General features: G+C 40.5%; 25 protein-coding genes. 17 read left to right on the top strand and 8 right to left on the bottom strand.

Annotated features, from left to right (window positions below; genetic code table 11):
* Positions 1-12: 12 nt before the first annotated feature.
* From JOC74_RS19735 to JOC74_RS19720, 4 genes are read right to left on the bottom strand one after another with little or no spacing between them, the layout of a single operon-like run.
* Positions 13-1,014 carry an aliphatic sulfonate ABC transporter substrate-binding protein gene (locus tag JOC74_RS19735; RefSeq protein WP_225970318.1) on the bottom strand — a complete coding sequence of 334 codons (1,002 nt, stop codon included), beginning with the start codon at positions 1,012-1,014 and terminating at the stop codon, positions 13-15.
* Complete coding sequence (locus JOC74_RS19730; RefSeq protein WP_053602229.1) at positions 980-2,362, bottom strand: LLM class flavin-dependent oxidoreductase; 1,383 nt, start codon at positions 2,360-2,362, stop codon at positions 980-982. Before JOC74_RS19730 ends, JOC74_RS19735 begins: the two co-directional genes overlap by 35 nt.
* Positions 2,363-2,396: 34 nt before the next feature.
* Positions 2,397-3,248: an ABC transporter permease gene (locus tag JOC74_RS19725; RefSeq protein ID WP_053602228.1), complete on the bottom strand. Its 852-nt coding sequence runs from the start codon at positions 3,246-3,248 to the stop codon at positions 2,397-2,399.
* A gap of 15 nt (positions 3,249-3,263) precedes the next feature.
* Complete coding sequence (locus tag JOC74_RS19720; protein ID WP_053602227.1) at positions 3,264-4,034, bottom strand: ABC transporter ATP-binding protein; 771 nt, start codon at positions 4,032-4,034, stop codon at positions 3,264-3,266.
* Between the two features lie 333 nt (positions 4,035-4,367).
* Here JOC74_RS19720 and bioD point away from each other — a divergent pair, with 333 nt between their 5' ends.
* From bioD to JOC74_RS19705, 3 genes are read left to right on the top strand one after another with little or no spacing between them, the layout of a single operon-like run.
* Positions 4,368-5,060 (top strand): dethiobiotin synthase, encoded by a 693-nt coding sequence (gene bioD, locus JOC74_RS19715; protein ID WP_053602226.1) that lies wholly within the window; start codon positions 4,368-4,370, stop codon positions 5,058-5,060.
* Positions 5,057-6,442: an adenosylmethionine--8-amino-7-oxononanoate transaminase gene (bioA, locus tag JOC74_RS19710; RefSeq protein WP_053602225.1), complete on the top strand. Its 1,386-nt coding sequence runs from the start codon at positions 5,057-5,059 to the stop codon at positions 6,440-6,442. Before bioD ends, bioA begins: the two co-directional genes overlap by 4 nt.
* Positions 6,439-7,011 carry a biotin transporter BioY gene (locus JOC74_RS19705; RefSeq protein ID WP_053602224.1) on the top strand — a complete coding sequence of 191 codons (573 nt, stop codon included), beginning with the start codon at positions 6,439-6,441 and terminating at the stop codon, positions 7,009-7,011. The genes bioA and JOC74_RS19705 overlap by 4 nt, the downstream gene beginning before the upstream one ends.
* Positions 7,012-7,064: 53 nt before the next feature.
* Here JOC74_RS19705 and JOC74_RS19700 read toward each other — a convergent pair whose 3' ends face one another.
* Positions 7,065-7,700, bottom strand: coding sequence for a class I SAM-dependent methyltransferase (locus JOC74_RS19700; protein WP_053602223.1), 636 nt, complete (start codon positions 7,698-7,700; stop codon positions 7,065-7,067).
* 229 nt (positions 7,701-7,929) lie between these two features.
* Between JOC74_RS19700 and JOC74_RS19695 the strand changes: the two genes are divergently transcribed.
* From JOC74_RS19695 to JOC74_RS19650, 10 genes are all read left to right on the top strand, one after another.
* Positions 7,930-8,049 carry a YjcZ family sporulation protein gene (locus JOC74_RS19695; RefSeq protein ID WP_082363653.1) on the top strand — a complete coding sequence of 40 codons (120 nt, stop codon included), beginning with the start codon at positions 7,930-7,932 and terminating at the stop codon, positions 8,047-8,049.
* A gap of 68 nt (positions 8,050-8,117) precedes the next feature.
* Positions 8,118-8,213: a YjcZ family sporulation protein gene (locus JOC74_RS19690; protein ID WP_082363651.1), complete on the top strand. Its 96-nt coding sequence runs from the start codon at positions 8,118-8,120 to the stop codon at positions 8,211-8,213.
* Positions 8,214-8,536: 323 nt separating this feature from the next.
* Positions 8,537-10,150, top strand: a complete 1,614-nt coding sequence (locus JOC74_RS19685) for an ABC transporter substrate-binding protein (RefSeq protein ID WP_225970367.1) — start codon at positions 8,537-8,539, stop codon at positions 10,148-10,150.
* A gap of 13 nt (positions 10,151-10,163) precedes the next feature.
* Positions 10,164-11,129 carry an ABC transporter permease gene (locus JOC74_RS19680; RefSeq protein WP_053602220.1) on the top strand — a complete coding sequence of 322 codons (966 nt, stop codon included), beginning with the start codon at positions 10,164-10,166 and terminating at the stop codon, positions 11,127-11,129.
* A gap of 12 nt (positions 11,130-11,141) precedes the next feature.
* The gene (locus JOC74_RS19675; RefSeq protein ID WP_053602219.1) at positions 11,142-12,038 is read left to right on the top strand and encodes an ABC transporter permease; all 897 of its coding nucleotides are present in this window, start codon (positions 11,142-11,144) and stop codon (positions 12,036-12,038) included.
* 28 nt (positions 12,039-12,066) lie between these two features.
* The gene (locus JOC74_RS19670; RefSeq protein ID WP_053602218.1) at positions 12,067-13,092 is read left to right on the top strand and encodes an ABC transporter ATP-binding protein; all 1,026 of its coding nucleotides are present in this window, start codon (positions 12,067-12,069) and stop codon (positions 13,090-13,092) included.
* A gap of 1 nt (position 13,093) precedes the next feature.
* Positions 13,094-13,942: an ATP-binding cassette domain-containing protein gene (locus tag JOC74_RS19665; RefSeq protein ID WP_082363648.1), complete on the top strand. Its 849-nt coding sequence runs from the start codon at positions 13,094-13,096 to the stop codon at positions 13,940-13,942.
* Between the two features lie 115 nt (positions 13,943-14,057).
* Entirely contained in the window at positions 14,058-15,470 is a 1,413-nt protein-coding gene (locus tag JOC74_RS19660) for an Asp-tRNA(Asn)/Glu-tRNA(Gln) amidotransferase GatCAB subunit A (protein ID WP_053602217.1), read from the top strand.
* 298 nt (positions 15,471-15,768) lie between these two features.
* Positions 15,769-16,161 (top strand): hypothetical protein, encoded by a 393-nt coding sequence (locus JOC74_RS19655; RefSeq protein ID WP_053602216.1) that lies wholly within the window; start codon positions 15,769-15,771, stop codon positions 16,159-16,161.
* A 66-nt stretch (positions 16,162-16,227) separates the two neighbouring features.
* Entirely contained in the window at positions 16,228-17,205 is a 978-nt protein-coding gene (locus tag JOC74_RS19650) for an HD domain-containing protein (protein ID WP_053602215.1), read from the top strand.
* Positions 17,206-17,251: 46 nt separating this feature from the next.
* Here the strand turns inward: JOC74_RS19650 and JOC74_RS19645 are convergent, their stop codons facing one another.
* Positions 17,252-18,475, bottom strand: a complete 1,224-nt coding sequence (locus JOC74_RS19645) for a Zn-dependent hydrolase (RefSeq protein ID WP_053602214.1) — start codon at positions 18,473-18,475, stop codon at positions 17,252-17,254.
* 374 nt (positions 18,476-18,849) lie between these two features.
* Between JOC74_RS19645 and JOC74_RS19640 the strand changes: the two genes are divergently transcribed.
* The 3 genes from JOC74_RS19640 to JOC74_RS19630 all read left to right on the top strand — a co-directional run bounded on the left by JOC74_RS19640 (position 18,850) and on the right by JOC74_RS19630 (position 21,813).
* Positions 18,850-20,289 carry a YfcC family protein gene (locus JOC74_RS19640; protein ID WP_053602213.1) on the top strand — a complete coding sequence of 480 codons (1,440 nt, stop codon included), beginning with the start codon at positions 18,850-18,852 and terminating at the stop codon, positions 20,287-20,289.
* 588 nt (positions 20,290-20,877) lie between these two features.
* A complete protein-coding gene (locus tag JOC74_RS19635; protein ID WP_053602212.1) occupies positions 20,878-21,096 on the top strand; it encodes a hypothetical protein in 219 nt (72 codons plus the stop codon).
* Between the two features lie 12 nt (positions 21,097-21,108).
* The gene (locus JOC74_RS19630) at positions 21,109-21,813 is read left to right on the top strand and encodes an HD domain-containing protein (RefSeq protein ID WP_053602211.1); all 705 of its coding nucleotides are present in this window, start codon (positions 21,109-21,111) and stop codon (positions 21,811-21,813) included.
* 123 nt (positions 21,814-21,936) lie between these two features.
* Here the strand turns inward: JOC74_RS19630 and JOC74_RS19625 are convergent, their stop codons facing one another.
* Positions 21,937-23,121: a styrene monooxygenase/indole monooxygenase family protein gene (locus JOC74_RS19625; RefSeq protein WP_053602210.1), complete on the bottom strand. Its 1,185-nt coding sequence runs from the start codon at positions 23,119-23,121 to the stop codon at positions 21,937-21,939.
* A gap of 159 nt (positions 23,122-23,280) precedes the next feature.
* Complete coding sequence (locus tag JOC74_RS19620) at positions 23,281-23,709, bottom strand: cell wall hydrolase (protein ID WP_053602209.1); 429 nt, start codon at positions 23,707-23,709, stop codon at positions 23,281-23,283.
* Between the two features lie 174 nt (positions 23,710-23,883).
* Between JOC74_RS19620 and JOC74_RS19615 the strand changes: the two genes are divergently transcribed.
* Positions 23,884-24,678 carry a PhzF family protein gene (locus JOC74_RS19615; protein WP_053602208.1) on the top strand — a complete coding sequence of 265 codons (795 nt, stop codon included), beginning with the start codon at positions 23,884-23,886 and terminating at the stop codon, positions 24,676-24,678.
* Positions 24,679-24,874: the final 196 nt, after the last annotated feature.

Here is a 24,874-nt window from a genome sequence, read left to right as displayed (position 1 = left end):
TTCGCTTTGTTTTTACTTTAACGCTTCTTCTACAAATTGATTATCAATTACTTTCGAAGTATCCAGCTCTTTATTGATTCCGCCGGATTTATATAAAAAATCAGCCTGCTCTTGATGGGCTTTCGCAAATTCATCCGTTGTAGGAGACAATATAAACTCCGATTTTTTTAGAACAGTTTTAATAATTTCAACATCTAAATTCTCTTTTTTTGCTATTTCTTCAGACACTTCATCGATATTTTCGGTTACGTGCTTTCTTGCCTCTTCATACGTTTTTAAAAAGGTAACCGTCAATTCGGGATGCTCCTTTGTAAACTTTGTTCTTGCGACTAGAAAGCTTGGGGCATTAATATTTAAATCTTCTCCGGAAGCCAATATTTTTGCCTCTGTTTGGAATACGGCAGTAGTTGAATAAGGCTCCCATGTAGACCAAGCATCGACCGATCCATTATCCAACGCAGGACGCGCTTCATCAGGCTGCAGTTGAATTAACTGAATATCCGAATCCTTTAGGCCTGCACGATCTAGCGCCATGTAGAGAAAATTGTAGGCACTGCTTCCTTTGGCAACAGCGACTTTTTTTCCTTTAAGGTCTTTTAACTCCTTAATGCTGCTATCTTTTGGGACAATAATCGAATTCCCTTTTTTCCCATCACTTGTGACGGCTATTCCTCGAAAATCCACACCGCCGGATTGTCCGGCAATGAGAGGCGTTCCTCCGGTAGCCCCAAAGTCGATGCGGCCGGAAGCCAAGGCTTCAAAATGCGGCGGCCCGCTTGCAAACTCATGCCATTCTGCCTTAACTCCTTCTTTTTCAAACGCTTTTTCAAAATATTTCTTTTCTCTGGCATAGGGGAGAATTCCCGTTTTGCCCTGGACTCCAATATGAATAACTGGATTTTGGTTTGACCCTTTTTCTGCCCCTTGGCTGCCGCATGCCCCTAAAAGGAGCACTACCAACAATGCCGGCAGGACAAATTTAACCGATCTGATCAGATGTATGAACTTTTTCAATGGAAGACCTCCTGTTGTCTTTAGTAGAAAATTGACTTGCTGGGTAACCCAGACCATAGTGCTCTCTTAATGTATCTCCTGTATAGTTTTCTCTGAATAATCCTTTTTGGCGAAGGATCGGCAAAACCTTTTCAATAAAATCATCCAGTCCTTCTCCCATTAACTGAGGCATGATATTAAACCCATCAGCTGCGCCATTTTCGAACCATTCTTCTAAAAGATTCGCAATTTGCTCGGCAGTCCCAGAGATGGTGTAATGGCCTCTTCCACCAGCTAAGCGATGCAAAAGCTGCCTGATCGTCAAATTTTCTCTTTGCGCAAGATCTTTTATTAGCTTTGTACGGCTTTGGTGACCCCTGATGTGTCCCGTTTCCGAAAGCTCCGGAAGCGGTCCGTCAAGCGGATAACCAGATAAATCAAAGCCGATCCTGGAAGACAGCTGAGATAAGCTATGATCCGGATTGGCAAGGTGATGGAGCCGGTACTCTTTTTCCTTCGCCTCTTCCTCCGTGTTCCCAATTACCGGACAAATTCCCGGCAAAATTTTAATCTCATTGCGATTTCTCCCAAAGCCTTCCGCTCTTTGTTTTACATCCTCATAAAAAATTTGAGCTTCTTCCAGCGTCTGCTGAGCGGTAAAAACGGCTTCTGCGAATTCAGCAGAAAATTTCTTCCCATCCTTAGATGAACCTGCTTGAACGAGAACCGGCCTCCCTTGCGGAGATCGAGAAACATTCAACGGCCCCCTAACCTGATAGAACTCTCCCTTGTGATCAGCTCGGTGAACTTTGTCCGGATCTGCATATATACCGGCGGCTTTGTCTTTGATTAATGCTTCTTCCTCCCAGCTATCCCATAGTTTTAACGCTACCTCTAAAAACTCTTTGGACCGTCTGTAACGGAGAGCATGATCCGGTATTTTATCATAATTAAAATTTCGAGCTTCTTCATCCGTGCCTGAAGTGATGATATTCCAGCCAGCTCTCCCTTTGCTTAAATGATCGATGGAAGAGAACTTTCGGGCCAAATTATATGGCTCATTAAAGCTCGTCGACACGGTTGCAATTAAGCCGATTTTCTCTGTCACCACCGATATCGCTGATAATAGAGTTAACGGTTCCAACCTGCTGGCAGCACTATATTGAACCGCTTCTTTTGAGACAGCCAGACGATCTGCAAAAAAGATCGAATCAAATTTTGCTTCCTCTGCTTTTACAGCAATTTTCCGATAATACGAGAAATCATTAAGCTGATCAATTTCAGCAGCAGGGTGCCTCCAGGCCGCTTCATGATGGCCTATGTTATTCAAAAACAAATTCAGAATCATCTGTCTTTTCTTTTTGGCCATTCCCTAATCCCTTCTTTTCATATCATGTATTTGATTAGCCCTGAAAACTGTCTCGCCATTTCAGCAGCCGTTTTTCAAACAATTTCACGAGTGAGTCTGATAATTTCCCAAATACTGCAAAAATAATAATTCCCACAAATACGACGGAGGTTTGCGAAAACTGCCTCGCATCCATGATCAAATAACCAATCCCTTCACTTGATCCCATTAATTCAGCAGCGACTAGTGCAAGCCAGGCAGCACCAAGTGCCAAACGGAGGCCAAGCAGAATATTAGGAAGTGCTGCAGGCAAAATCAGCTTCGTTATCTGTTTCCATTTACTGAATTCAAGCACCTTTGCAACATCAAACAGCTTCGAATCAACACTGCGGATGCCCAAAAACGTGTTTACATACAATGGGAAAAATGCAGCCTTTGCAATTAATAAGATTTTCGAAATCTCACCGAAGCCAAACCACAGAATAAATAACGGAATCACCGCAAGCGTCGGAATTGTTCTGAGCATCTGCATCGTAGGGTCAATCGTTTCTTCCGTTTTACGGGAAAAGCCAACGAGTAATCCTAAAGTAAGCGCCAATGCACTTCCCAGAAAGAATCCTGCTGCCGCGCGCAGCAAGCTGACTTGAAAATGATAGGTTAAATTGCCGCTTTGTATCAGCCTGATAAACTCAGCGAGAATCACACTCGGTCGTGGAAGCAATGTTTCTGATATCCATCCGAAATACCCGGCAAGCTCCCATACAACCAAAACCAGAATCGGAAAGCCTAACCCCCTGGCAATGACTCCAAAATTATTTGTCCGCTTGTTTTTTTTAAGAGAAAGTGCTTTAGTCAGCTTATTTTCTTTTTCATATCCCGTTGTAATCGTCGCGCTTTTGTTGCTCATTTGTTATCACCTCTTTTATATTCCTGCACTGTCGACCAGTTCCGGTTCTTCGATTTTCTCAAATTCTTTTAATACTGTTTGGCGAATCTCTTGAAATGACGAAGATGCTTTTTTTCTTGGAAATGGAAGATCAACCGGTACAATTTTACGAATAGATCCCGGTCTTGCGTCCATGATTACGACTCGATTTGCCAAATAGACAGCTTCATCAATATCATGAGTAACGAAAATCATCGTAGTTCGATTGTTCTCCCATATATCGAGAAGCACTTCCTGCATATGTGATCGGGTGAATGCATCAAGAGCGCCAAATGGTTCATCCAAAAGCAAGATTTTCGGCTGCCTCAGCAGAGCTCTTGCTATGGCCACTCGTTGTGCCATTCCTCCAGACAGCTCTCGCGGGTACGATTTTTCAAAGCCTTCAAGCTTCACTAGTTTGATCAGCTCTTTTACTTTCTGGCTAGTATTCTCTGATTCTAATGAAAGGTTTGCCGCGATATTCTTTTCCACTGTCAACCACGGGAAAAGGCGCGGTTCTTGAAAAATAAATCCTTTATCAACACCTGGAGCATTTACTTTTTCTCCCTCCAGGACAATTTCGCCTGAATAATCTGAATCAAGGCCTGCTACGGCCTTCAAAAGTGTGCTTTTTCCACAGCCGCTCGGTCCAATCACTGTAATGAACTCCCCGTTTTTCACATCCAAATGAATTCCATCCAAAACATGTACGTTTCCTTTTGCTGTGTTGAAGGTTTTATTTAACTGCCGAATTTCCATTAAAGACATATGAATACTCCTTTCAAAATAAAAAAGCTCCTTTTCCGCAGGATATTAAAGGGGGCCCATCTGTACCATGGGGCAGATACAGATGGAAAGAAAAAGCTTAAAGAAATAATAATACAACTATCCCTATAAATCAAGTAGGAATTGAGGGATTTTAATTACTTAATTTTACATCCTTCTGTTTAAAAATCTCCGTTATAGCTGTGCAGCGGTTCATCCGCTTTTTTTTCACCAAAAAACCCACAATATTGAAGGGCACTCTACAGCATGATTACAAATCCGTTGTTATATGTTAACCTATTATTAAATTAAGTTAACATTTAAACAGGAGGAATTATGGCTCAACATTTTTGGATAGCAGGTACGGATACGAACGTAGGAAAAACATTGGTTACTTCTTATTTTATGCAATACTTTCAATCAAAAGGGTTTCATACAATACCTTATAAACCGGTTCAAACAGGAGTTGTGTTTCAAAACGCTACGGAACCTTATAGCGATTCAGAATTCTATAAGTTATATAGTAAAGAAACCCTACTAAATGAGCATATAAATAGCTATTCTTTTAAAGAACCCGCTTCTCCACATTATGCTGCCAAGCTTGAAGGCAAAGAGATTGAAGAAAAGCACATTTTGAAACATATTCATTTCTTAAAAAATGCTTATGACTATGTAATTTGTGAAGGTGCAGGTGGTTTATACGTTCCTTTAAGTGTGCAACGAAACTATCATTTGCTCGATCTTATTCATCATACTGGGTTACCAGTTGTTTTGACTGCAGGTACAAAAGTAGGAACGATCAATCATACATTACTTTCAATCAATGCTCTTAAAGCAAACCACATACCTATAATAGGCATTGTGTTTAATGGATATGAAGGCACTGAAGTCGAAAAGGATAATATGAGTACAATAAGCCGCATAACCGACTTACCTTCAATTGTGATACCAAAGTTAAATAATTTATCAGATTTAAAATATATTAATCTGGAAAATAAAGACTTTATGGAAAGGATAGCAACAATATGAACCACGCAATTTCAAACTTACAAAAAAGAGATTTGAACCATATTTGGCACCCTTGTTCCCAGATGAAGGATTATGAAAACTTCCCTCCGATTGTTATTAAAAGCGGGAAAGGAATTTATTTGTATGATGAAAATGGAAAAGAATACATAGATGCTGTTTCTTCTTGGTGGGTCAATTTATTCGGACATGCGAATAAACAAATCAGCACCTGCCTGGCAAATCAGGCATTTCAACTCGAGCACGTGATTTTTGCAAATTTCACCCATGAACCAGCCATATTACTTGCGGAAAAACTAGCAAAAATAACTCCAGACGGTTTAACAAAAGTATTTTTTGCAGATAACGGATCATCTGCAGTCGAAATCGCATTAAAAATGAGCTTTCAATATCATCAGCAAAAAAACAAACCAAATAAAAGGCGGTTTTTAGCATTTACAGACGCCTATCATGGCGAAACACTTGGTGCTCTGTCGGTTGGTGGCGTTGATCTCTATAGTTCCATTTATCAACCTCTATTGCTGGATACCTTACGGGCACAAGGACCCGATTGTTTTAGATGTCCATTCAATCAAAATCCAACCAATTGCGACACGCCTTGTATTTCGTCGGTAGAAAAAATATTAAAAAAGCATCATAGTGAAATAGCCGCAGTCATTATCGAACCTTTAATACAAGCTGCTGCAGGAATGAAAATGTATCCTCCTTCATATTTAAAGCAATTGAGAAAACTATGTACAAAATATGATGTTCATTTCATTGCAGACGAGGTTGCAGTCGGATTCGGTCGTACCGGGACTATGTTTGCGTGTGAACAAGCAGAAATTATGCCGGATTTCATGTGCCTATCAAAAGGAATAACAGGCGGTTATATGCCATTATCCGTAGTATTAACAACAAATGAAGTCTATGACGCATTCTATGATGATTATGAAAGCAATAAAGCTTTCTTGCATTCTCACAGCTATACAGGTAATCCATTAGCATGCAGGATCGCACTGGAAGTATTAAAAATCTTTAAAGAAGGTCAATACATAGAAAAAATCAAACAGAAGAGTACCTATATGAAGGAACTTGCCTCTAATATATACAATAACCACCCAAATATCGGAGAGTACAGACAAACCGGAATGGTAGGTGCAATTGAATTAGTAAAAGATAAAGAAACAAAAGAACCTTTTTCAAGTGAAGAACGAATCGGATATAAGATTTATCAAATTGCTCTAGAAAAAGGCTTGCTTTTAAGACCATTAGGAAATGTCCTATATTTTATGCCTCCATATGTTATTGAGACGGACGAGATTGAAAAAATGATCCTTACAGCAAGTGAATCGATTAATGAGTTTTTTGCAAGTTATAATGACAAAGGCGGAAAATTAATATGAAGAATAAATCAACGGTTTCATTAACAGGGACAGCAATGTTTGCTGCGTTAACAGCAGTAGGTGCATTTATAAAAATTCCGCTTCCATATGTACCGTTTACTCTTCAAATATTATTTGTATTTTTAGCCGGAAGTCTTTTGGGAAGTAAAAAAGGAATGCAGAGCCAGCTGGTTTATGTCAGTATCGGTTTGCTCGGACTCCCTGTATTTACACAGGGAGGAGGAATCGGATATTTCCTTCAGCCTACATTTGGTTATTTAATTGGTTTTATTCTTGCTGCCTATGCAGTAGGCTGGATCATTGAAAAAATCTCAAATCCAAAGACGCACCATTTTATTCTTGCTAACATAGCCGGTTTAGTGATTGTTTATGCAATGGGGGTTCCTTACTTGTATTTGGCATGCAATACATGGTTAGGAATTCCGAACGGATGGACTCATATTGTCATGATTGGATTTATCAATAGTATTGGAGGAGACCTCATTATCTCGGTATTTAGCGGCATGTTAACTTCAAAATTATATGGGACTCTTTCTATCATGAGAAAACAAAATGTGATCACTGACTAATATAAGCAACTAAAAGAGCATTGCGCCCTGAAAGTTATCTCAGGGCGCACACATTACTTAACAGCGTCAATAATCCAAACAAATGGATTCATTTGCTTAAAATGAACTTTGAATCCGATTCGCTCCATCATTTCTTTAAGAATCGGTAATGTCGTATAGTGCTCTGTCATTAAATCCTCTGCCAGCTTATTGTAGTTTTGGCTCTTGGCATTACAGATTGCTTTCTGTTTTGACTCATTGCTTTCAAATAATGTGTCGGCAAACAGTATTTTTCCTTTCTTGTTAAGCAGCTCATAATATTGCTTCAGTGCCCGCTCCTTCTCCACATCATTTAAATGATGAAAGGCATAGGTGCTTACAATAGTATCTACGCTTTCGATTGGAAGAGAGTAAGAAAGAAAGTCTCCGTCAAAGAGAGACAAGGAAGGGAGCTTTTTTTTCGCTTCTTTTCTCATCATTTTTGCCGGTTCAACCCCGTATACAACAAGTCCGCCATTCAGCAGCTTTTTGCTAAGATTTCCAGTGCCGACCCCGAATTCAAGAACAACCCCGTATGCTTCACTCGCCACTGTCTGCAAAATATGATCATAGTTTGAAAAAACCTCTGCGTATTCAGGATCTGCCCCTGCAACAGCCTGATCGTAACTGCCCGCCCACTCATCAAACAATGGGATAAACTCCATTCCCATCCAAGCATCCCCCCTCATTTATAATTAATTTTACCTGTATAGTATGAATTAAATGCATAAAGGTGAGCCGCAAATAAAACTATTAAATTAATTTGTGACTTATAGGACATGTGTGGAATTTCTCTATTTTTTATACGTTTGTCTAAGCCAACCTAGTAAAAATACATAAATTAGAAGTAAGAATTGTGTATTTGACAATTCCTAATACTCGAGTAGGAGGCGAAAGTATATGTCATATGGTTTTTGTGGTGGTTACGGCGGCTACAGTGGTAACGGATCTAACTTTGCGATAGTTCTCGTATTGTTCATTCTATTAGTTATTGTCGGCGCTGCATTCTTGAACTTCTAATATTTATTGAAGGCCTTGTAAGGCTACGAACAAAACAAAAATCTCATTGCAATTGGAGGTGCACTCTCATGGGTGATAGATTCGGAAGCACTTTTGCGTTTGTCGTTGTCATTTTCGTATTGCTTGTCATTGTCGGAGGCTCTTATTCAGGCTACGGCTACTAAGATGACAAACTTTCTGGGGCAGGTTTTAACCCAAGCTTGCCCTTTCATATCCACTATCCTGTTTTATGCAGCTACATTGGACAAGCCACGTCTTATTATAGAAATCCAAGCTCCTCCTACTATTTTCTTAGAAATCCTTTTCGACTTTCAAATTGTTTTATTTTCTAACATGTCATTTCACCTAATACAAGATAGTTTCGTTAGAAAAACTTACAAGTTATTAACATACTTAATCGTTTGATAGTACAATCACTTGTAATTCATTTATACCAAATAATAAATTTCAAGGAATAGTTGTTAGGAGGGGTAACACCTTGAAAAAAATGATCTGTCTATCTCTTATGCTAGTGCTCTCTTTGAACCTCTCATTAGCAGGATGCAGCCAAACGAAGCTGGCAAGCCCTCAAGGTACCTCTAAGGAAGGCGGAACGTTGATTGTCGGAATGGAATCTGACGCCGACCTTTTGGACCCGCACCGAGCTGGGGGCTGGGTAACAATGCGCGTAAACAATCAAATGTTCGAGCCATTAATTGGTGAAGATTTAAGCAAATCTTCTCAGGAAGCTCCTGTGCCTGAGCTCATACCTGTTCTAGCAGAAAGATGGGAGAAATCCGCCGACGGCAAAACCTACACATTTGATCTGAGAAAAAAGGTAAAATTTCACGATGGAACCCCGTTTAATGCTGATGCTGTATTATTTAATATTCAACGGCTTACCGATAAGAACTTTGAATACTATGATAAGCTTGCAGCCGGCCGTACAGTGCGCACCTTTAAATACTTTGATTCAGCCGAGGTAGTAGATGAAGACACCATAAATATTCATTTAAAACAGCCATTTGCTGACTTCCTCCGAATGCTTGCGCAAATTAATTCGCTGCAAATCGTTAGTCCTGACGCAATTAAAAAATATGGTAATGACGGGTTTGGCGAACATCCCTCCGGAACCGGCCCATTCACATTTTCAGAAAGAAAACGCGGAGTACAAATTACTCTAACGAGAAATGAGAACTATTGGGGCACAAAGGCTCATTTAGATAAAGTTATCTTCAGGCCGCTTTCAGATGCCTCCAGCAGAGTGCTCGCATTGCAAAATGATGACGTCGATTTAATTGCAGTTCCGCCGCCTGATTCAATCGAAAATTTTAAAAATCAAGGCTTCCATGTGATTTCCGGAACACCGCCCCACGTCTGGTACCTTACGTTTAACTTTGACAATGACTTTATGAAAAATAAAAAGGTCCGGCAAGCGATCAATTACGCGATTGACCGAAGAGGTTTAGCGAAGCATCTGCTCAGAGACACTGCTTCCCCTGCGTATTCGATGATGAGTCCCGGCAGCCCGCTCTATGATCCGCAAGAAAATACGTATGAATACAATCCGAAAAAAGCAAAACAACTATTGAAGGAAGCTGGTTATGAAAACGGATTTCGAACCATTTTGAAAACCTCAGTTGATGGTTCAGGACAGCTCATCCCTGTCGATATGGCGGAATGGATTCAAAGGGATTTAGGGAAAGTCGGTATTAAAGTTTCCTTGCAAACACAAGAATGGATTTCGTACCTGGCCGGCTACAATAATGGAATGTCAGAGGAAATCGGCATGAATCAAATGTCGTCGGGCAGAACGACACCCTACTTCTTGGCCATTGCTTCCCATTCAGCTTACAGCGCTCCCGGCGGCTTTAATTCAGGGAAATACAAAAATAAAGAGCTTGATGAAAAGATGGATGCTGCCGCAAATTCAGTCAGCGTAGAGGATGCCAATCATTTGTGGAAGGAAGCCGAGAAAATGATTATTGAGGATGCTCCTTTTGCACCAATTGTCAATGACTCTGCTCCTTATGTCGTTCATCCAAGAGTACAGGATTTTGTCGTCCCCGCAGAAGAATGGTACACCTTGGCTCCGGTTTGGGTTAAAAAAGAGGAAAATTAAGGAGGTTGGACTGATGGGAAAATTTTTAGCGGGACGGATCGCTTCTGTCATTCCGGTGATGTTTGGTGTCACCATTGTTGTTTTTCTGCTTATTCAGCTGATTCCTGGAGATCCTGCGAAGTCCATTCTCGGACCTGAGGCTACTCCAGAAGCTGTTAACGATTTGCGGAACGAATTGGGATTAAACGACCCTGTCTATATCCAATATTTATCTTGGATAGGAAATATTTCACAGGGTGATCTAGGGTTTTCCTATACGATGCATACCTCTATTGTAAACGAAATGATACCAAGGTTTTTAAACAGTCTAATATTAACTGCAGCAAGCCTGCTCATCTGTGTATTTTTCGGTGTTTTGTTCGGTTTGATAAGCGCTATTAAAAAAGGGGGCATTTTCGATAAAGTTAGCATGGGAGCTGCCCTAATAGGTGCGAGTATGCCGGTTTTCTGGATTGCCTTAATGCTCATGTGGCTATTCGGACTCCAGCTGAAATTATTTCCAGTAAGTGGAATGTACAATTTCAGGGACCCTGGGGGCTGGATTGATCTCCTTCATCATCTTGTTTTGCCAGCGTTTGCGACAGCAACTGTGTCAACGGCTGTAATCGCGCGGCTTTCAAGAAATACGGTGATCGATATTTTGCAGCAGGATTACGTCAAATACTTTGAATCATTCGGCATATCCACCGGAAAAATCCATTTCAGACATGTGATCCGAAATTCACTCCCTCCCATTATTAATATCTCCGGCCTACAGGTTGGTTATTTGATGGGCGGAGCGTTATTCAGTGAGATTGTATTTAACTGGCCGGGAATTGGACAGCAGCTCTATCTTGCGATTAATCAAAATGATTATCCCGTTCTGCAAGCAGGAATATTAATCATCGCGATAACCTTCGTCATTATTAATTTAATAGTCGATTTAGTAAATGTCTGGCTGAATCCTAAACTTAGAGACTCGCTGGAAGGAAAATCGTAAAGGAGTGAGACCATGTCTTCTGAATCACAGCTCAAGCTAGCTTTCAAAGCTTTTCTTAAAGATAAGTTGGCAGCAGGCGCTGCTATTTTCATTCTGCTATCATTTGTTGTTGCGTTATTTGCTCAGTGGATTGCTCCGCTTGATCCAACCGATGTTCCCGACCCGAGCAAGCGCTTGGTACCTCCTGGTTCTGAAGGATTTCTGCTAGGTACGGACCAGCAAGGAAGAGATATTTTAAGCCGGTTGATATTTGGCACACAGACGACGTTAATTAGCGCTATTCTCCCTGTTCTCATTTCAGCTGCTATCAGCCTGATTATCGGCATAACAGCGGGATATTTTCAAGGCTGGGTCGGAAATGTACTGATGAGAATCATGGATGTTTTCTTTGCTTTTCCAGCGGTGCTGTTAGCCATTGCGATTGCTGCGATTCTTGGTCCCGGCATCCTAAATGTAATGATTGCCATGGTCATTGTAAGAATCCCATACATGGCGCGAGTCGTTTATACAGATACCGTCCAAGAAAGCCAAAAGGAATATGTTGAAGCGGCAAAAGCCTTCGGAGTCAAACCGAGAGAGATCATGTTTAAGCAAATTCTCCCGAATGTATTACCATCCCTGATTATTTATAGTACGACGATTCTCGGAGTAACCATTACAACAGTAGCCGGTTTAAGCTTTATTGGGCTTGGGGTACAACCGCCTGTTGCCGATTGGGGAAGAATGGCAAGCGATGGCAGCGATGTGCTGATACAAGGATATCCTCACGTTACATTTTTGCCAGGTTTAGCGATTGCCATGTTGTCTCTTGCCTTCAGCATGGTTGGTGACGGACTGAGGGATGCTTTCGACCCATATGAACGGTCAAAAATGAAATTCACCTTGAGGAAACGAAAAAAAGCAGCATGAATTTTTCATCAATTAAGGAGGGAAAGGCATGACTGTAAATGCTACTGAAGAAACCCTGAACTTACTTCAGGTTGAAAATTTATCGACAGAAATAAAAACACCTGATGGCATAATGACAGTGCTTGAAGATATTAACCTCACTATGAAAAACGGGGAAATTCTTTCGATTGTCGGGGAATCAGGCTCAGGAAAGTCAATGACCATCCATTCCATCCTGCAGCTGATTCCTAACCAATTATTGTATGGCTATCACGGAAAAGTATCAATTGAAGGAAAAAACTTAACTTCCTTACGCCCTAAGGAAGTGAAAGACATCCGCGGCAAAAAAATATCATTGATTGCCCAAAACGCGATGACCTCCCTCGACCCTTCTTACAGGGTAGGCACACAAATCGTTGAAATCATCACCTCTAAAACGAATAAAAGCAAGAAAGAGGCAAAGGAAAAATCGCTTGAACTCCTCAAGCAGATGGGTGTTGATGATCCAATGAAAATCTACCAATCCTTTCCCCATCAGCTGAGTGGCGGATTAAAGCAACGAGTTGTGATCGCGATGTCTCTCGCCTGTGATCCGGATTTAGTCATTGCTGATGAACCAACGTCAGCTTTAGATCCGACCGTTCAGATACAAGTGTTGGATCTGTTAAAAAAAATCAACAAGGAGCTGGGCACAGCCGTACTTATGATCACCCACGATTTCGGTGTTGTCGCCCGAATATCTGACCACGTTGCGGTCATGTATGCCGGTCAAATCGTTGAGAAAGGATCAAAGGAGGAAATACTTTTTCATCCTGAGCATCCTTATACGAAAAGCTTAATGAAATGCATTCCTGATCTTTCTTGGATATTTGATCCCTCTAAAGGCAAAAAACCGCTTTGGCAAATTCCCGGAGAGCCGCCAAATTTAAAAGAAGTAACAAACAGCTGCCGATTTGCTGCGCGATGCCCAAGTGCACAATCTAAGTGCACAGCCTCCATCCCAATGTTAAAGAAATTATCCGGGGGCAGCCAAGCACACGAAGTACGATGTTTTTTAACGGAAGGAGTGATTTAACATGGCGAATCGTCCGTTATTAGAGGTTCAGAACCTGGAAAAAGTGTATGGGGCAAAAAAAAATTGGCTCTTCAAAAACGAAGGCTTTCAAGCGGTTAAAAATGTGTCATTTTCGATTAACAAAGGGGAATCCTTTGGTCTCATCGGTGAGTCAGGCTCAGGAAAATCAACGATAGGAAGAATGATTCTCCGTCTGACAGAGCCGACTGCAGGTAGTGTCTTTTATAATGGCGAACCACTCTTGACGCTTAAACCGCAACAAATGGAAGCGTACCGAAGCAAAATGCAGATTGTGTTTCAGGATTCTGGTTCAGCGTTTAATCCAAGAATGACGATCGGTGAACAAATCGCCTATCCCCTGCTCAAACAAAATAAGGAAGCGCGCCAAACAGCCGATCAAAAGGCTGCAAGCCTCCTTGAGAAAGTCGGCCTCCAGAAAAATTTCGCCACACGCTATCCGCATGAGCTTTCCGGCGGCCAGCGGCAAAGAGCCGGAATTGCCAGGGCACTGATCCTAAACCCAGAGTTTCTCGTTCTTGATGAACCCGTATCAGCATTAGATGTCTCAGTAAAAGCACAAATCATTAACCTTCTGCAGGAGCTGCAAGAAGAATTTAATTTAACGTACCTATTTATCGCCCATAATCTTGACCTTGTTGCTTATTTTTGCGACAAAGTCGGCGTCTTATCCAAAGGAGAGCTGATAGAAACCGCACCGACGATCGAGCTTTTCAGACACCCTAAGCACGAGACAACCAAAAAGCTATTAAAATCGATCCTAACCTTAAATGGAGATTTTGATGATTTCAGGGAGAGCTTTCGCCCAGCATTGAAAGGAGTGGTTAATTGATGAATGAAATGAGTTTGACAGATTACTTGATTGAAATATTAAAAGTAAAAAAGCCAATCGTTTCTGCCGAAGAGGAGCCTTCATTTACGTATTTTAATGGAGAGGAGAAATAGAAATGAAATCTTTTTATTTTCAATCCATCGCGGATCTTTCAAAGAAAATCGCCAGTAAAAACGTATCTCCTGTCGAATTGACCAGCCTATTGCTGAACCGTATTCAAGCAATTGAACCGGCTCTTAATGCATATATTGATGTGCTTGCGGATGATTCGAAAGAGCAAGCCAGACAGCTGGAAGAAGAGGTGCTGCAAGGGAAAATCAGAAGCCCGTTACACGGAGTGCCAATTGCTATTAAGGATATATTCGAAACGAAAGGAAGGGTAACGACTTCTGGATCAAAGCTGTTTACAAAGTGGAAATCAACCGCCGATGCTATCGTCGTCCAAAAACTAAAGGCAGCCGGTGCCATCATTATCGGAAAAACGAATTTACATGAATTTGCAATGGGCGCAACAACAGAGAATCCTCATTTCGGTCCTACGCGAAATCCTTGGAACGTGAACAAAATTCCCGGCGGATCAAGCGGCGGATCAGCGGCTGCAGTAGCCGCGGGAATGTGCTTTGGCGCTATCGGCACAGATACTGGCGGTTCGATCCGGCTTCCTTCCGCCTTATGCGGCATTGTCGGATTAAAGCCCACTTACGATGCCGTAAGCAGAAAAGGGTGTACTCCATTAAGCTGGTCGCTTGATCATATTGGCCCAATGACGAGGACGGTTGAAGACAGCGCGATTATGCTAAATGCAATTACGGATGATCCGAGGGCATTTGTCCAACTTCCCTTTGAAGCAGAAAATCTGGCAGGCGTAAAAATCGGACTGCTTACAGGTTATTTTATGGAGGGGCTGGACGACGAGGTGAAGGGCATATTTATGCAAGCAACGTCCAGGCTATCCGCTTTAGGAGCTGAAGTTGTAGAAGTACAGCTCGAGAATGTCGAAGAAGCTTTGTACGCCCAGCAAATCATCTCCAAATCTGAAGCCTTTACCTTCCATGAGCCGATTTTCGAAAAATATTCAAGTGATTATGGTACTGATGTACAGGTCCGGCTGAATTCAGCGGAATCCGTGACAGCGAGCGACTATTTAAATGCGCAAAGACTGAGAAAACACTTTAAAGGCTCGGCACTAAAGGCTATGGAAGACTGCGATGTACTCCTTTCTCCAACGAACAGCAGAGAACCATTGGATATAGGCACAAACCCTCCCCATGAAACGATTCACACGATTTTCAAACTAGGAAAAACTCCGATCGGCAACTACCTTGGCTTCCCCGCCATTTCGATTCCATGCGGCTTTACTTCCAATGAACTGCCGATTGGAATGCAATTGATCGGGAAACCTTTCGCCGAGCAACAAATTCTGTCAATAGGCTCCGTTTATGAAAATTCTGAACGATGGATAAAAAAGCTTGAACTAAATCAAGCCTACGAAAATGAAATGAATCAGGATGCCGTAAACATAAATTAAAGAATTCCTTGGGAAAGCTGAGAATACACAATAAATATAAGAATCTAAGTGTAAAACTGTATAGGGTTTTACACTCTTTTTTATGTATGGCTTTGTTTCACGCCTCTACGAGAAGGATTTTTTTACAATTACAACTTATCATGCATCAGTTGAGAATGAACAACTCAGAAGCTAGTATTATCACCCGCGGTCTATACATAAAATTATTTAACTAAGCCTTAAACCACTGATGTACTTAAAGATTTTCAGATTAAATTTGCAGTAATGGAATATGTATAACTTTAAGGAGGTTTTATGAATGGACGATACATACATTCAATTTGCTGCTAGTATTAGCGCTGTGATTTTTTTAGTTATTTCGATGCTTCAAACACTGCTCGCTTTAGGCTTCCCGTTAGGAGAATACAGCTGGGGTGGATTTCACAAAGGAGTCTTACCTGTAAAATTACGAATTGCCAGTATGATTTCTGCAATAATTCTTCTTATTATAGGGTTTGTCTTTTTAATCCATTCAAAAATTATATTAATAGAGATTACTTCTTTAAATATCATAGTTTGGATATTCACGGTATTCCTAGGGTTAAATACGATAGGAAATCTCGTATCAAAAAGTAAAAAAGAGAAACTGATCATGGCACCACTTTCTTGTATCGCATTTCTGTCCTGTTTATTTGTTACAATTTTCAGTTAATAGTTGTCAAAATGTATTTATAAGGTTTTATTCTGCTACAATGAAGAAAAAGGCAGGCGTGGTCATTTGATCATTTCAGACCCAATTTACGGAGAATTCATCATAGACGGTGTCCTTGAACAATTAATTCAAAGCCAGCCAATCCAACGATTAAAAGGAATCCATCAAGGCGGTGCAAGCTATTTAGTGAATCCGGAATGGAATGTCACAAGATATGAGCATTCTCTAGGCGTAATGCTGCTAATCAAAAAACTAGGCGGTTCTCTCGAAGAGCAAGTGGCTGGATTGCTTCATGATGTGTCACATACCGCTTTTTCGCATGTGATCGATTTTGTGTTTGATAATCACGCTGAAGACTATCATGAAAAAATCGTCCATGAAGTTGTGGAGAAATCAGAAGTTCCCGGTATACTTGAACAATTTGGCTACGATTATAAAGAAATTCTCTTCAATGATTCGAAATGGACATTGCTTGAACAAGCAGCTCCTGAGCTGTGTGCAGACAGAGTGGACTACACCTTGCGAGATATGTACCGCTATCGCCAAATCTCTTTAGAAGAAGCTAGACAGTTTTTAGATGCTCTAATTGTCGTTAATGGAAAAATGTATCTTAATCGATTGGAAAATGCAGAATGGTTTGTCCAGACGTATTACAAAGAAGTCATTGATTTCTTTATGGATCCCCTCAACATTTACGGCTATCATATGCTGGCAGATACTTTAAAGCTCGCATTAGAAAAAAAAATCATTCGCCTTAGCGACTTGCTTGGCACCGATGAAGAAGTCCTAGCTATCCTCCGCTCTTCAAATGACCAGCATATACAAGAACTTATGCAGCAAATCCACTACGATATAGAAGTCAGAGAAGATCTTAACGACTTTGATATCCATCGAAAAAATAAAGTACGTCTTATCGACCCTGCCGTACTGTTTGGAGATGAACTGGTACGCGCATCCACCCTGTCCCCTAGGGTGAAAAGAATGGGTGATAAAGCGTTATTTAAAGCCACAGAGGGTATGCGTGTGAAAATTATTTCAAACTAATACAGCTGCGGCTGTCCGAAAACTCGAACAACCGCAGCTTCTTTCCCTATTTGATCAACGAAACCACCGTATCCAGCAGCACATTTGCTGCCTTTGTGTATTCTTCATAGGAAGTGAATTCCGCTTCACAATGGCTTTGTCCGTTTTTACTAGGAGCAAAGATCATGACAGAGGGGATAAAGGAAGCGATGAATTGTGCATCATGCCCTGCTCCGCTGAACATTTTTTTGTAGGAATAACCTAAAGATTGAGTAGAATTCTCCATGTGATCGCATAACTTCTTATCAAACCAAACCGTATCTCGGCTCCACCTTTTCTCAGCCTTTACGCTGCAGTCTCCTACGATAGCCGGGAGCTCAGCAATAATTTCTTCAACCTTACGAATCACCTCTTCATCCTTGTGTCTCGCTTCCAGAGAAAATACAACCTTATTCGGAATGACGGTATGAATATTCGGTGTAACATTCATTTCACCCATTGTATAAACCAACTGATCATCTAGTTTCCCGAGTTTTTCTCGAAGCTCTGTAATTAAATCATTCGTTGCGAATAAGGGGTCTTTCCTCATCCGCATAGGTGTCGTTCCCGCGTGATTAGATTCGCCGATTACTTCAATTCCATAACAGACCATGCCTACGACACCTTCAACGATACCAATATCTAGTGACTCACTCTCTAAAACAGGGCCTTGTTCAATATGTAATTCCAAATAGGCTGCTGCTTCCTTCAACCGATTCTCTATACTTCCTTCATATCCGCTCGACTGTAACGCTTGTTCAAAGGTGATGCCCTCTTTATCCTTTTTTTGCAGTATTTCCCGTTTATTAAATTTGCCGGCTATGACTCCAGATGACATCATTGCAGGGTCAAATCTCGCCCCCTCTTCATTAGTGAAATTGACGATCGTGATCGGTACCCGCGGTTTTATTTGATGATCCACCAAGGTTCTGACGACTTCGAGCGCCGCGAGTACACCTAATGTCCCATCGAAACGCCCGCCTTTTTTCACTGAATCAAGATGTGATCCCATAACAATTGGCGGAGCATCCGAAGCACCCTTCAAGGTAGCATAAATATTCCCCATATCATCAAATCGAACGGACATGCCTAAGCTCTCGCAGCATGAACAAAAATAGTTTCGAGCTAAAATATCAGGTTTAGATAAAGAAAGTCGTGTAACTCCCTTATTCTCCGTGCGGCCGAAGCTTGCGAAATTCTCCAATTCCTCTTTTAACCTGAATCCGTTAATAAGCAGTTTTTGCAATTCCATCCTCTCAACCTCTTTTCCTATTTAACGTTTATTCTGTCTACTATTCTGTCTACGTTTTTCCGTACTGAGGGTTCAATTGTTGATATATCATTTTATCATGTTTTTTTCGAATATATAGAATTTTGTGATATTGTATGACAACTGATTCTTAGTTTCATATACATTCATGATTCAGAACAAATCTATTTCACCTAATTTCTTCATAAAAAAGTACACAGCATTATTTCCGCATCTTCTTGTACACATCATCTAAAAAAAATCCGATTCTTTATTCACTTTGAATAATGACATAATATCTAGAAATCTATATCATGTAAGAATACTTAACATGACTCGTAATTATAAATAACGTGTTTTTAGGAGGAATGATCGATATGGAAAATAACAGCTCTCAACATCTTAATTTAGAACCCTCAGTCTCAAAAAAGAAATTTACAATGCCTCATATTTATGTCATTTTATTTTTATTTAGTGCAGTAGCTGCAATTGCAACGTATTTTGTCCCGGCTGGTGTTTACGAACGCGTCCCCGGACCGGAAGGGAGAACGACAATAGACCCCGACTCATACAAGGCAGTTGAGCAAACTCCGGTTGGATTGGTAGATTTTATTACAGCCATACCGAATGGGTTAATTAGTGCCGGAGAAGTGGTCTTTTTTACACTAATCATTGGCGGGATGTTTATGGTTCTTCGGGAAACTGGGATTATAGAAATCGGTGTCGATAAACTGACGAGGAAATTCTCAACTAAAAGTATTACCGTCATACCTGTTTTAATGATTGTGTTTGCACTTATATGTAGTTTAATCGGAACGCAAGAATTGAGCTTAGTATATGTTCCGGTTATCTTGCCTTTGTTAATAGCATTAGGTTTTGATTCAATGGTAGCAGCTGCTATAGCATTAGTGGCAACAACAGCAGGCTTTACGACAGGTTTTTTAAATCCGATCAATACAGGGTTAGGTCAAAAACTGTCCGGTGTTCCTCTATACTCTGGTTTAGAATTCAGAATCATCGCATTTGTGCTCATAGTTGGAGCAGGTATCTTTTACGTTATCCGTTATGCGAAAAAAGTGAAGAAAAACCCAGAAAACAGCTACGTATATGAAGAAGATTATGCGAAACGTGAGCTTTATTCAAACAATGAAGCTACAGAAAAACGCATTGCAACAACCAGACAAAAAATTGCATCTGCAGCATTGTTCATATTGTTTGCCATATTAGTTTATGGAGTGTTAGTACAAGGCTGGTTTATGGTTGAAATGGCAGGAATATTTATTGTTATTGGGATCGTAGTCGGTTTACTCTCCGGGTTGAAGCCGATTGAGATTTGTGAAGGTTTTAATAAAGGTTTTCGTAAGGTATTAGTTGGTGCTTTAATTGTTGGGGTAGCAAGAGCAGTTGCTGTCGTAATGGAGAAAGGCCAAATTATGGACACGATCATTCATAATCTCGGCCCAGTTGTCGGTGAACTACCTTCTATCTTAAGTGCAATTGGAATGTTTTTCGTACAAATGCTGTTTAGTTTCTTAGTGCCATCCGGCAGTGGACAAGCATTGGTAACGATGCCGATTATGGCTCCATTATCCGATTTGATCGGTGTTACAAGACAAACTGCTGTACTTGCTTATCAATTGGGTGATGGACTTGGAAATATTTTATTCCCTACTTCAGGATATTTCATGGCGACGCTTGTAATAGCGGGTGTTTCTTGGCAAAAATGGGTGAAATTCTACTTGCCATTGTTCTTGATTTGGAGTGGTATTGCCATTGTACTGCTAATTATTGCCCAAGCCATTCAATGGACGGGATGATTTTAAGCATATATGTTCTATGGAATTAATATTGTCACTCTCCTCACGTTTTAAAACGTGGGGTTTTCTTTTTTCACAGAGAATTTTGTTTTTTAGTAAATAAGATAAGAATTATGCTTGATACATATCTTCCCGTATACAGTATTTTCTTCGTTATTCCCATGCAACCGCTAAATAAGTCTCTGCTTCTCTTTCACACAATCCATCCGTTCACAAGGCTGTTATGCTCAATGTGCATACAAATCGCAATTGTTTTTCTTTAAAAGTTAATTGAGTCTCCCCCCTACATCTGCAGATCTATAATCGCTAACACTTTAATCGATACTTTTTTTACCAATATTGCATTTAATCACCTGATCGAATGAGGACAATTGTCCTTTCGTCATATTAGAAAATAGGTTTGAAAGGAGGTTAATCTATACATCAGTACTGATATAAATAGGATTAAAGGGTGAAGTTATTGAATATTCAAGAATTATTATGCTATTTTAGGTCCAAGCGGAGGAGGAAAAACGACCTTATGTCAGACGGTAAACGGTATTATACATAACGACATCAAGGGAACAGAGTTTATAGGAGAGGTCACCATTGAAAAAAAAGCTTTCCGACTTTGGTATAAAGACTTTTTATCACGATCTTCAATTTAAAGATGCCGTTGTCCACGCTTCTTTTCAAGAGATTAGTCAATACCCAGAATCTATTAAAGAGAATATGTATTTCATGCAATATGGAGTTCGTCACGTAAATGACGAATATCTAAAAAGCGGGCTGAATTTTTTAAAACAGCACCAATGGAAAAGTTGGTAGGAGTGAATTTAAATGGATATCGTGTTAAAAACAAAGGAATTTGTTAGAGAAAAATTATCGGGTGAAGGAACTGGTCATGATTGGTGGCACATCGAACGAGTGTATAAAAATAGTTTATCGTTAATAGAGAAAGAAACTGTTGATCATGTAAACAAAGAAGTCATCGAACTGGCTGCTCTCCTTCATGACATTGCAGACTGGAAGTTTTACAACGGGGATGAAACCATCGGACCAAAAGCAGCGAGAGAGTGGTTGGAATCTCAAAATATAGAACAATATGTTATTGAACATGTTTGTGAAATTATAATGAATCTTTCATTTAAAGGTGCGAACACGAAATCTTCAATGAAAACTTTGGAAGGGAAAATTGTACAAGATGCTGATCGTTTAGATGCCATTGGAGCAATTGGCATTGCAAGGGCCTTTGCATACGGAGGATATAAAGGACAAGAATTATTTAACCCTATGATTACTCCGAAAGAGCACAGAACATCTGCTGAGTATAAATCACAGAATACTACAACGGTTAACCATTTTTTTGAAAAGCTATTACTATTAAAAGAAAGAATGAATACTGAGGCAGCAAAGGAAATTGCACATGAACGACATCATTATATGGTCGATTTTCTAAAAACCCTTCTTAAAGAAAACCAATATGAGAATTCCCTGCATTATAGTAAGTTGCAAAACTTCCAAAGTAAAGGTTCATTCAGATAATTAAAACACATAGGACGTACCCATTGAAGGAAAATCCCTTTATAGTAGACAATTTAATAAGGTTTTTTTCTGTCTGCTATAAAGAGATTAAATTATTTTAATATAAGTCTCTTTTTATGATGATTAAGAGTTACTTTTTGTCGTTTGAAAAAAATCCTGATGCGCAGTACTTGGATCTGCAAACCATCCGGCAACCCCATCTGCAATTTCCTGATTTTGGACACCTTCCATAAGCATTTGAACAATATGCTCTGGAAGCGGCTGTGTCATTGCATTTGTCCATTCTGTGACTTGTTTCACAAATGTTTTCGTTCGGTTCCAATACCTTTCTCCTAGCTGGGAATCCCACGTTGAATGCTTGAATTCTATCAGGGTATCAGCCAATTGTTCAGCACAATAAGAAGAAAGGTTACAGCCTTGACCAGAAATAGGGTCATTAAGAAAAACGCTATCTCCACAGCCGAGAACCAGCTTATCGTGATATGTAACATAAGGTCTTCGAATCACAGGTGTAATGGCCATCTGAAGGAAGGCTTTGTTATCACATAGAGCAAATTGTTCCTCGTTTATCCGGTTATAAATATCCGGGAAAAAATTTTGCGTAATTACTTTCATTTGTTCTGTAAACAATTGCTCATCTGTTATTCCTTTAAATACATCCAATTGCTTATCCGGAACTGCCGTAACAAACAAGATCGTCACAGGCCCCTGTTCGGTCACGGCAGGTATTTCAAACATTTCACCCTGTCCAGGGAGAACATTTACGTTTACACCAAGAGGTTGATTCGGCTTTATTCCCGTGAAATAACCTACAATACATTTCCGCTCAGGCAAATGGAAAGGCGATAAATCTTTTTCAAGCGGAAATGGCAGCAGAGGTCCTGATTTTCCTGTGCAATCGATCACTAAATCATACTGTTCTATTAAAGTCTTCATATTCTCTTTTTCTACTCTTTTGCGATGGAAAGCAACACCTTGCTTTTCTAAATCGTTCATGCAATCGGTATAATACAAACGCTGATCAACAGATAGGGCGGGCTCCTTCAACATTCCAACGAAAAGCTTTTTGGTTCCAATCGTGATATGGATGCTTTCCAGAAGATTTTCCACTTTCGCTTTCGGCATTTGATACCGTTTTTCTCGTGCTCTTGTTGATCCAAAGTGAACTTGGGTAGACATAATCCGGCCATCACGAATCTCATCTGGAGATCGATGGTGAATGACGGTCACTTCAAAATCTTCTTTAAGAGCATAAGCTAATTGCAGACCTGCAATCCCACTGCCAACAATACATATACGTTTTTTCAAGAATATCACTCCTTAAGTTTTCAAAAATATGTAATCACTTTGGACATAGCATGTGACATTTACTGAATTCTAGATCGACGACATAATTCCTGTTTAATGTGTTACACGAACAATCAAAAAGCCTTCCTCGAGATGGAAGGCTTGAAAATTTCACCTGTATTAAAATGTATTATAAATTGCTTCGCATTCTCCTTGCGCCGGTTCATAAAAGCAATGATTTTTAAAACGGGCGACATGGGGCTGGCCATACCATTGCGGTGGACATGCTCCCGGCGGCTTAAAGTACCACAAACTGAATTTTGCAGGCCAAAATCTCTCACCCTGTACGCTTCTTCTGGCTAAACGCCTATCTTGTTCTCTCGCCCGTTGATAAAAATAACCGTGTGTTACCGCTTCAAACGCATGAGGCTGATGGATCACCGCCGGAATCGTGTTGACATTTTTAAAATCGGAGCATCTGACCCTCACCCGGTTAATCGTAACGTTGCCAACAAGAAGCATCCCTTGCTGCCCTTCCCCTTCCGCTTCTGCCCTCAGCAGCCTTGCTAACATGTCAATATCTCTTGTATTTGCTCTTACAACTGCCATAAAAAACTCACCTCCGCTTTCTTCCTTATAGTCTATTGCTCTTCGCTTAATAAGATGAAAAAGAAATGTGGGGATACATTATGGTGATAACTGTTCTATATTCATGATCTGTTCTATCCGTGAATGCGGTATGATAATTGTAGAATACATACAAATGTTAAGGAGAGATACGTAATGATTTTGTATACAGTCGATGCCTTTACGAATCGAACGTTTTCTGGCAATCCGGCAGCAGTGTGCCTTCTGAAAGAAGAGCTTCCTGATTCTGTTCTGCAGTCCATTGCCACGGAAATGAATTTGTCGGAAACGGCGTTTGTCATAAAAGAAAACGAAGGTTACAATTTACGCTGGTTTACACCAAAGGTTGAAGTCGATCTTTGCGGACATGCGACCCTTTCTGCGGCTCATGTACTATGGGAAAGAAATGAAGTAAGCGAAGATCAGCCAATTACTTTCTCCTCCTTAAGCGGTCCGTTAACGGCTAAGAAAAGTGGCGGCTGGATCGAATTGGACTTCCCGACAGAAGCACCGGTAAGCTGCCCTGTAAGTACAGAGCTGAAAGAAGCCATCCATACACCGATTGTAGAGGCAGCAAAAAATCGCCTGGATTATATTATTGAAGTAGAAAATGAACAGCAGGTTCGAAACATAGCCTTTGATACTGAAAAAATGACCGCGCTAACGAATCGAGGCTTTCTCATTACAAGCAGAAGTGACAGGCCTGATGTCGACTTTGTTTCCAGATGTTTTTTCCCTACGCTTGGTGTGCTTGAGGATCCCGTCACTGGCTCGGCCCACTGCGGATTGGCTCCATATTGGGCAAAGAAATTGGCAAAGAAAGAGTTTTTCGCCGAGCAGCTTTCTGAAAGAGGCGGAAGACTCAAGGTCGTTTTACAAGGAGACCGCTGTTTATTGAAAGGAGAAGCGATAACGGTATTAAAGGGCGAATTGGCATTTCCAGAAAGCTAATTTTAGTGCAAGGATAGTCGTAAAATGTAATACATCTGCGGAATAATAAAAAAGGAGCAATCACAGCAAAACCTGTGTTCTCCTTGGGGCCAAGTTATCAAGATTAAAAAAACAAAAAACATAGGCTGTTTGTACATAACTAATGATGTAAACAGCCTATTTATTAAGAAACTTTCTGAAGCAATCGGATCTGATT

The sequence above is a fragment of the Bacillus capparidis genome, assembly GCF_017832095.1.
Taxonomy (GTDB): domain Bacteria; phylum Bacillota; class Bacilli; order Bacillales; family Bacillaceae; genus Bacillus; species Bacillus gobiensis.
Note: the sequence above shows the minus strand (reverse complement) of the source record. Positions and strands in the feature narration are given on the sequence as shown.

Excerpts from the sequence above, each read along its gene's own strand:
- JOC74_RS19730 (WP_053602229.1), bottom strand. The coding sequence starts at position 2,362 with ATGGCCAAAAAGAAAAGACAGATGATTCTGAATTTGTTTTTGAATAAC.
- JOC74_RS19725 (WP_053602228.1), bottom strand. The coding sequence starts at position 3,248 with ATGAGCAACAAAAGCGCGACGATTACAACGGGATATGAAAAAGAAAAT.
- JOC74_RS19720 (WP_053602227.1), bottom strand. The coding sequence starts at position 4,034 with ATGTCTTTAATGGAAATTCGGCAGTTAAATAAAACCTTCAACACAGCA.
- bioD (WP_053602226.1), top strand. The coding sequence starts at position 4,368 with ATGGCTCAACATTTTTGGATAGCAGGTACGGATACGAACGTAGGAAAA.
- bioA (WP_053602225.1), top strand. The coding sequence starts at position 5,057 with ATGAACCACGCAATTTCAAACTTACAAAAAAGAGATTTGAACCATATT.
- JOC74_RS19705 (WP_053602224.1), top strand. The coding sequence starts at position 6,439 with ATGAAGAATAAATCAACGGTTTCATTAACAGGGACAGCAATGTTTGCT.
- JOC74_RS19700 (WP_053602223.1), bottom strand. The coding sequence starts at position 7,700 with ATGGGAATGGAGTTTATCCCATTGTTTGATGAGTGGGCGGGCAGTTAC.
- JOC74_RS19695 (WP_082363653.1), top strand. The coding sequence starts at position 7,930 with ATGTCATATGGTTTTTGTGGTGGTTACGGCGGCTACAGTGGTAACGGA.
- JOC74_RS19690 (WP_082363651.1), top strand. The coding sequence starts at position 8,118 with ATGGGTGATAGATTCGGAAGCACTTTTGCGTTTGTCGTTGTCATTTTC.
- JOC74_RS19685 (WP_225970367.1), top strand. The coding sequence starts at position 8,537 with ATGATCTGTCTATCTCTTATGCTAGTGCTCTCTTTGAACCTCTCATTA.
- JOC74_RS19680 (WP_053602220.1), top strand. The coding sequence starts at position 10,164 with ATGGGAAAATTTTTAGCGGGACGGATCGCTTCTGTCATTCCGGTGATG.
- JOC74_RS19675 (WP_053602219.1), top strand. The coding sequence starts at position 11,142 with ATGTCTTCTGAATCACAGCTCAAGCTAGCTTTCAAAGCTTTTCTTAAA.
- JOC74_RS19670 (WP_053602218.1), top strand. The coding sequence starts at position 12,067 with ATGACTGTAAATGCTACTGAAGAAACCCTGAACTTACTTCAGGTTGAA.
- JOC74_RS19665 (WP_082363648.1), top strand. The coding sequence starts at position 13,094 with ATGGCGAATCGTCCGTTATTAGAGGTTCAGAACCTGGAAAAAGTGTAT.
- JOC74_RS19660 (WP_053602217.1), top strand. The coding sequence starts at position 14,058 with ATGAAATCTTTTTATTTTCAATCCATCGCGGATCTTTCAAAGAAAATC.
- JOC74_RS19655 (WP_053602216.1), top strand. The coding sequence starts at position 15,769 with ATGGACGATACATACATTCAATTTGCTGCTAGTATTAGCGCTGTGATT.
- JOC74_RS19645 (WP_053602214.1), bottom strand. The coding sequence starts at position 18,475 with ATGGAATTGCAAAAACTGCTTATTAACGGATTCAGGTTAAAAGAGGAA.
- JOC74_RS19640 (WP_053602213.1), top strand. The coding sequence starts at position 18,850 with ATGGAAAATAACAGCTCTCAACATCTTAATTTAGAACCCTCAGTCTCA.
- JOC74_RS19630 (WP_053602211.1), top strand. The coding sequence starts at position 21,109 with ATGGATATCGTGTTAAAAACAAAGGAATTTGTTAGAGAAAAATTATCG.
- JOC74_RS19620 (WP_053602209.1), bottom strand. The coding sequence starts at position 23,709 with ATGGCAGTTGTAAGAGCAAATACAAGAGATATTGACATGTTAGCAAGG.
- JOC74_RS19615 (WP_053602208.1), top strand. The coding sequence starts at position 23,884 with ATGATTTTGTATACAGTCGATGCCTTTACGAATCGAACGTTTTCTGGC.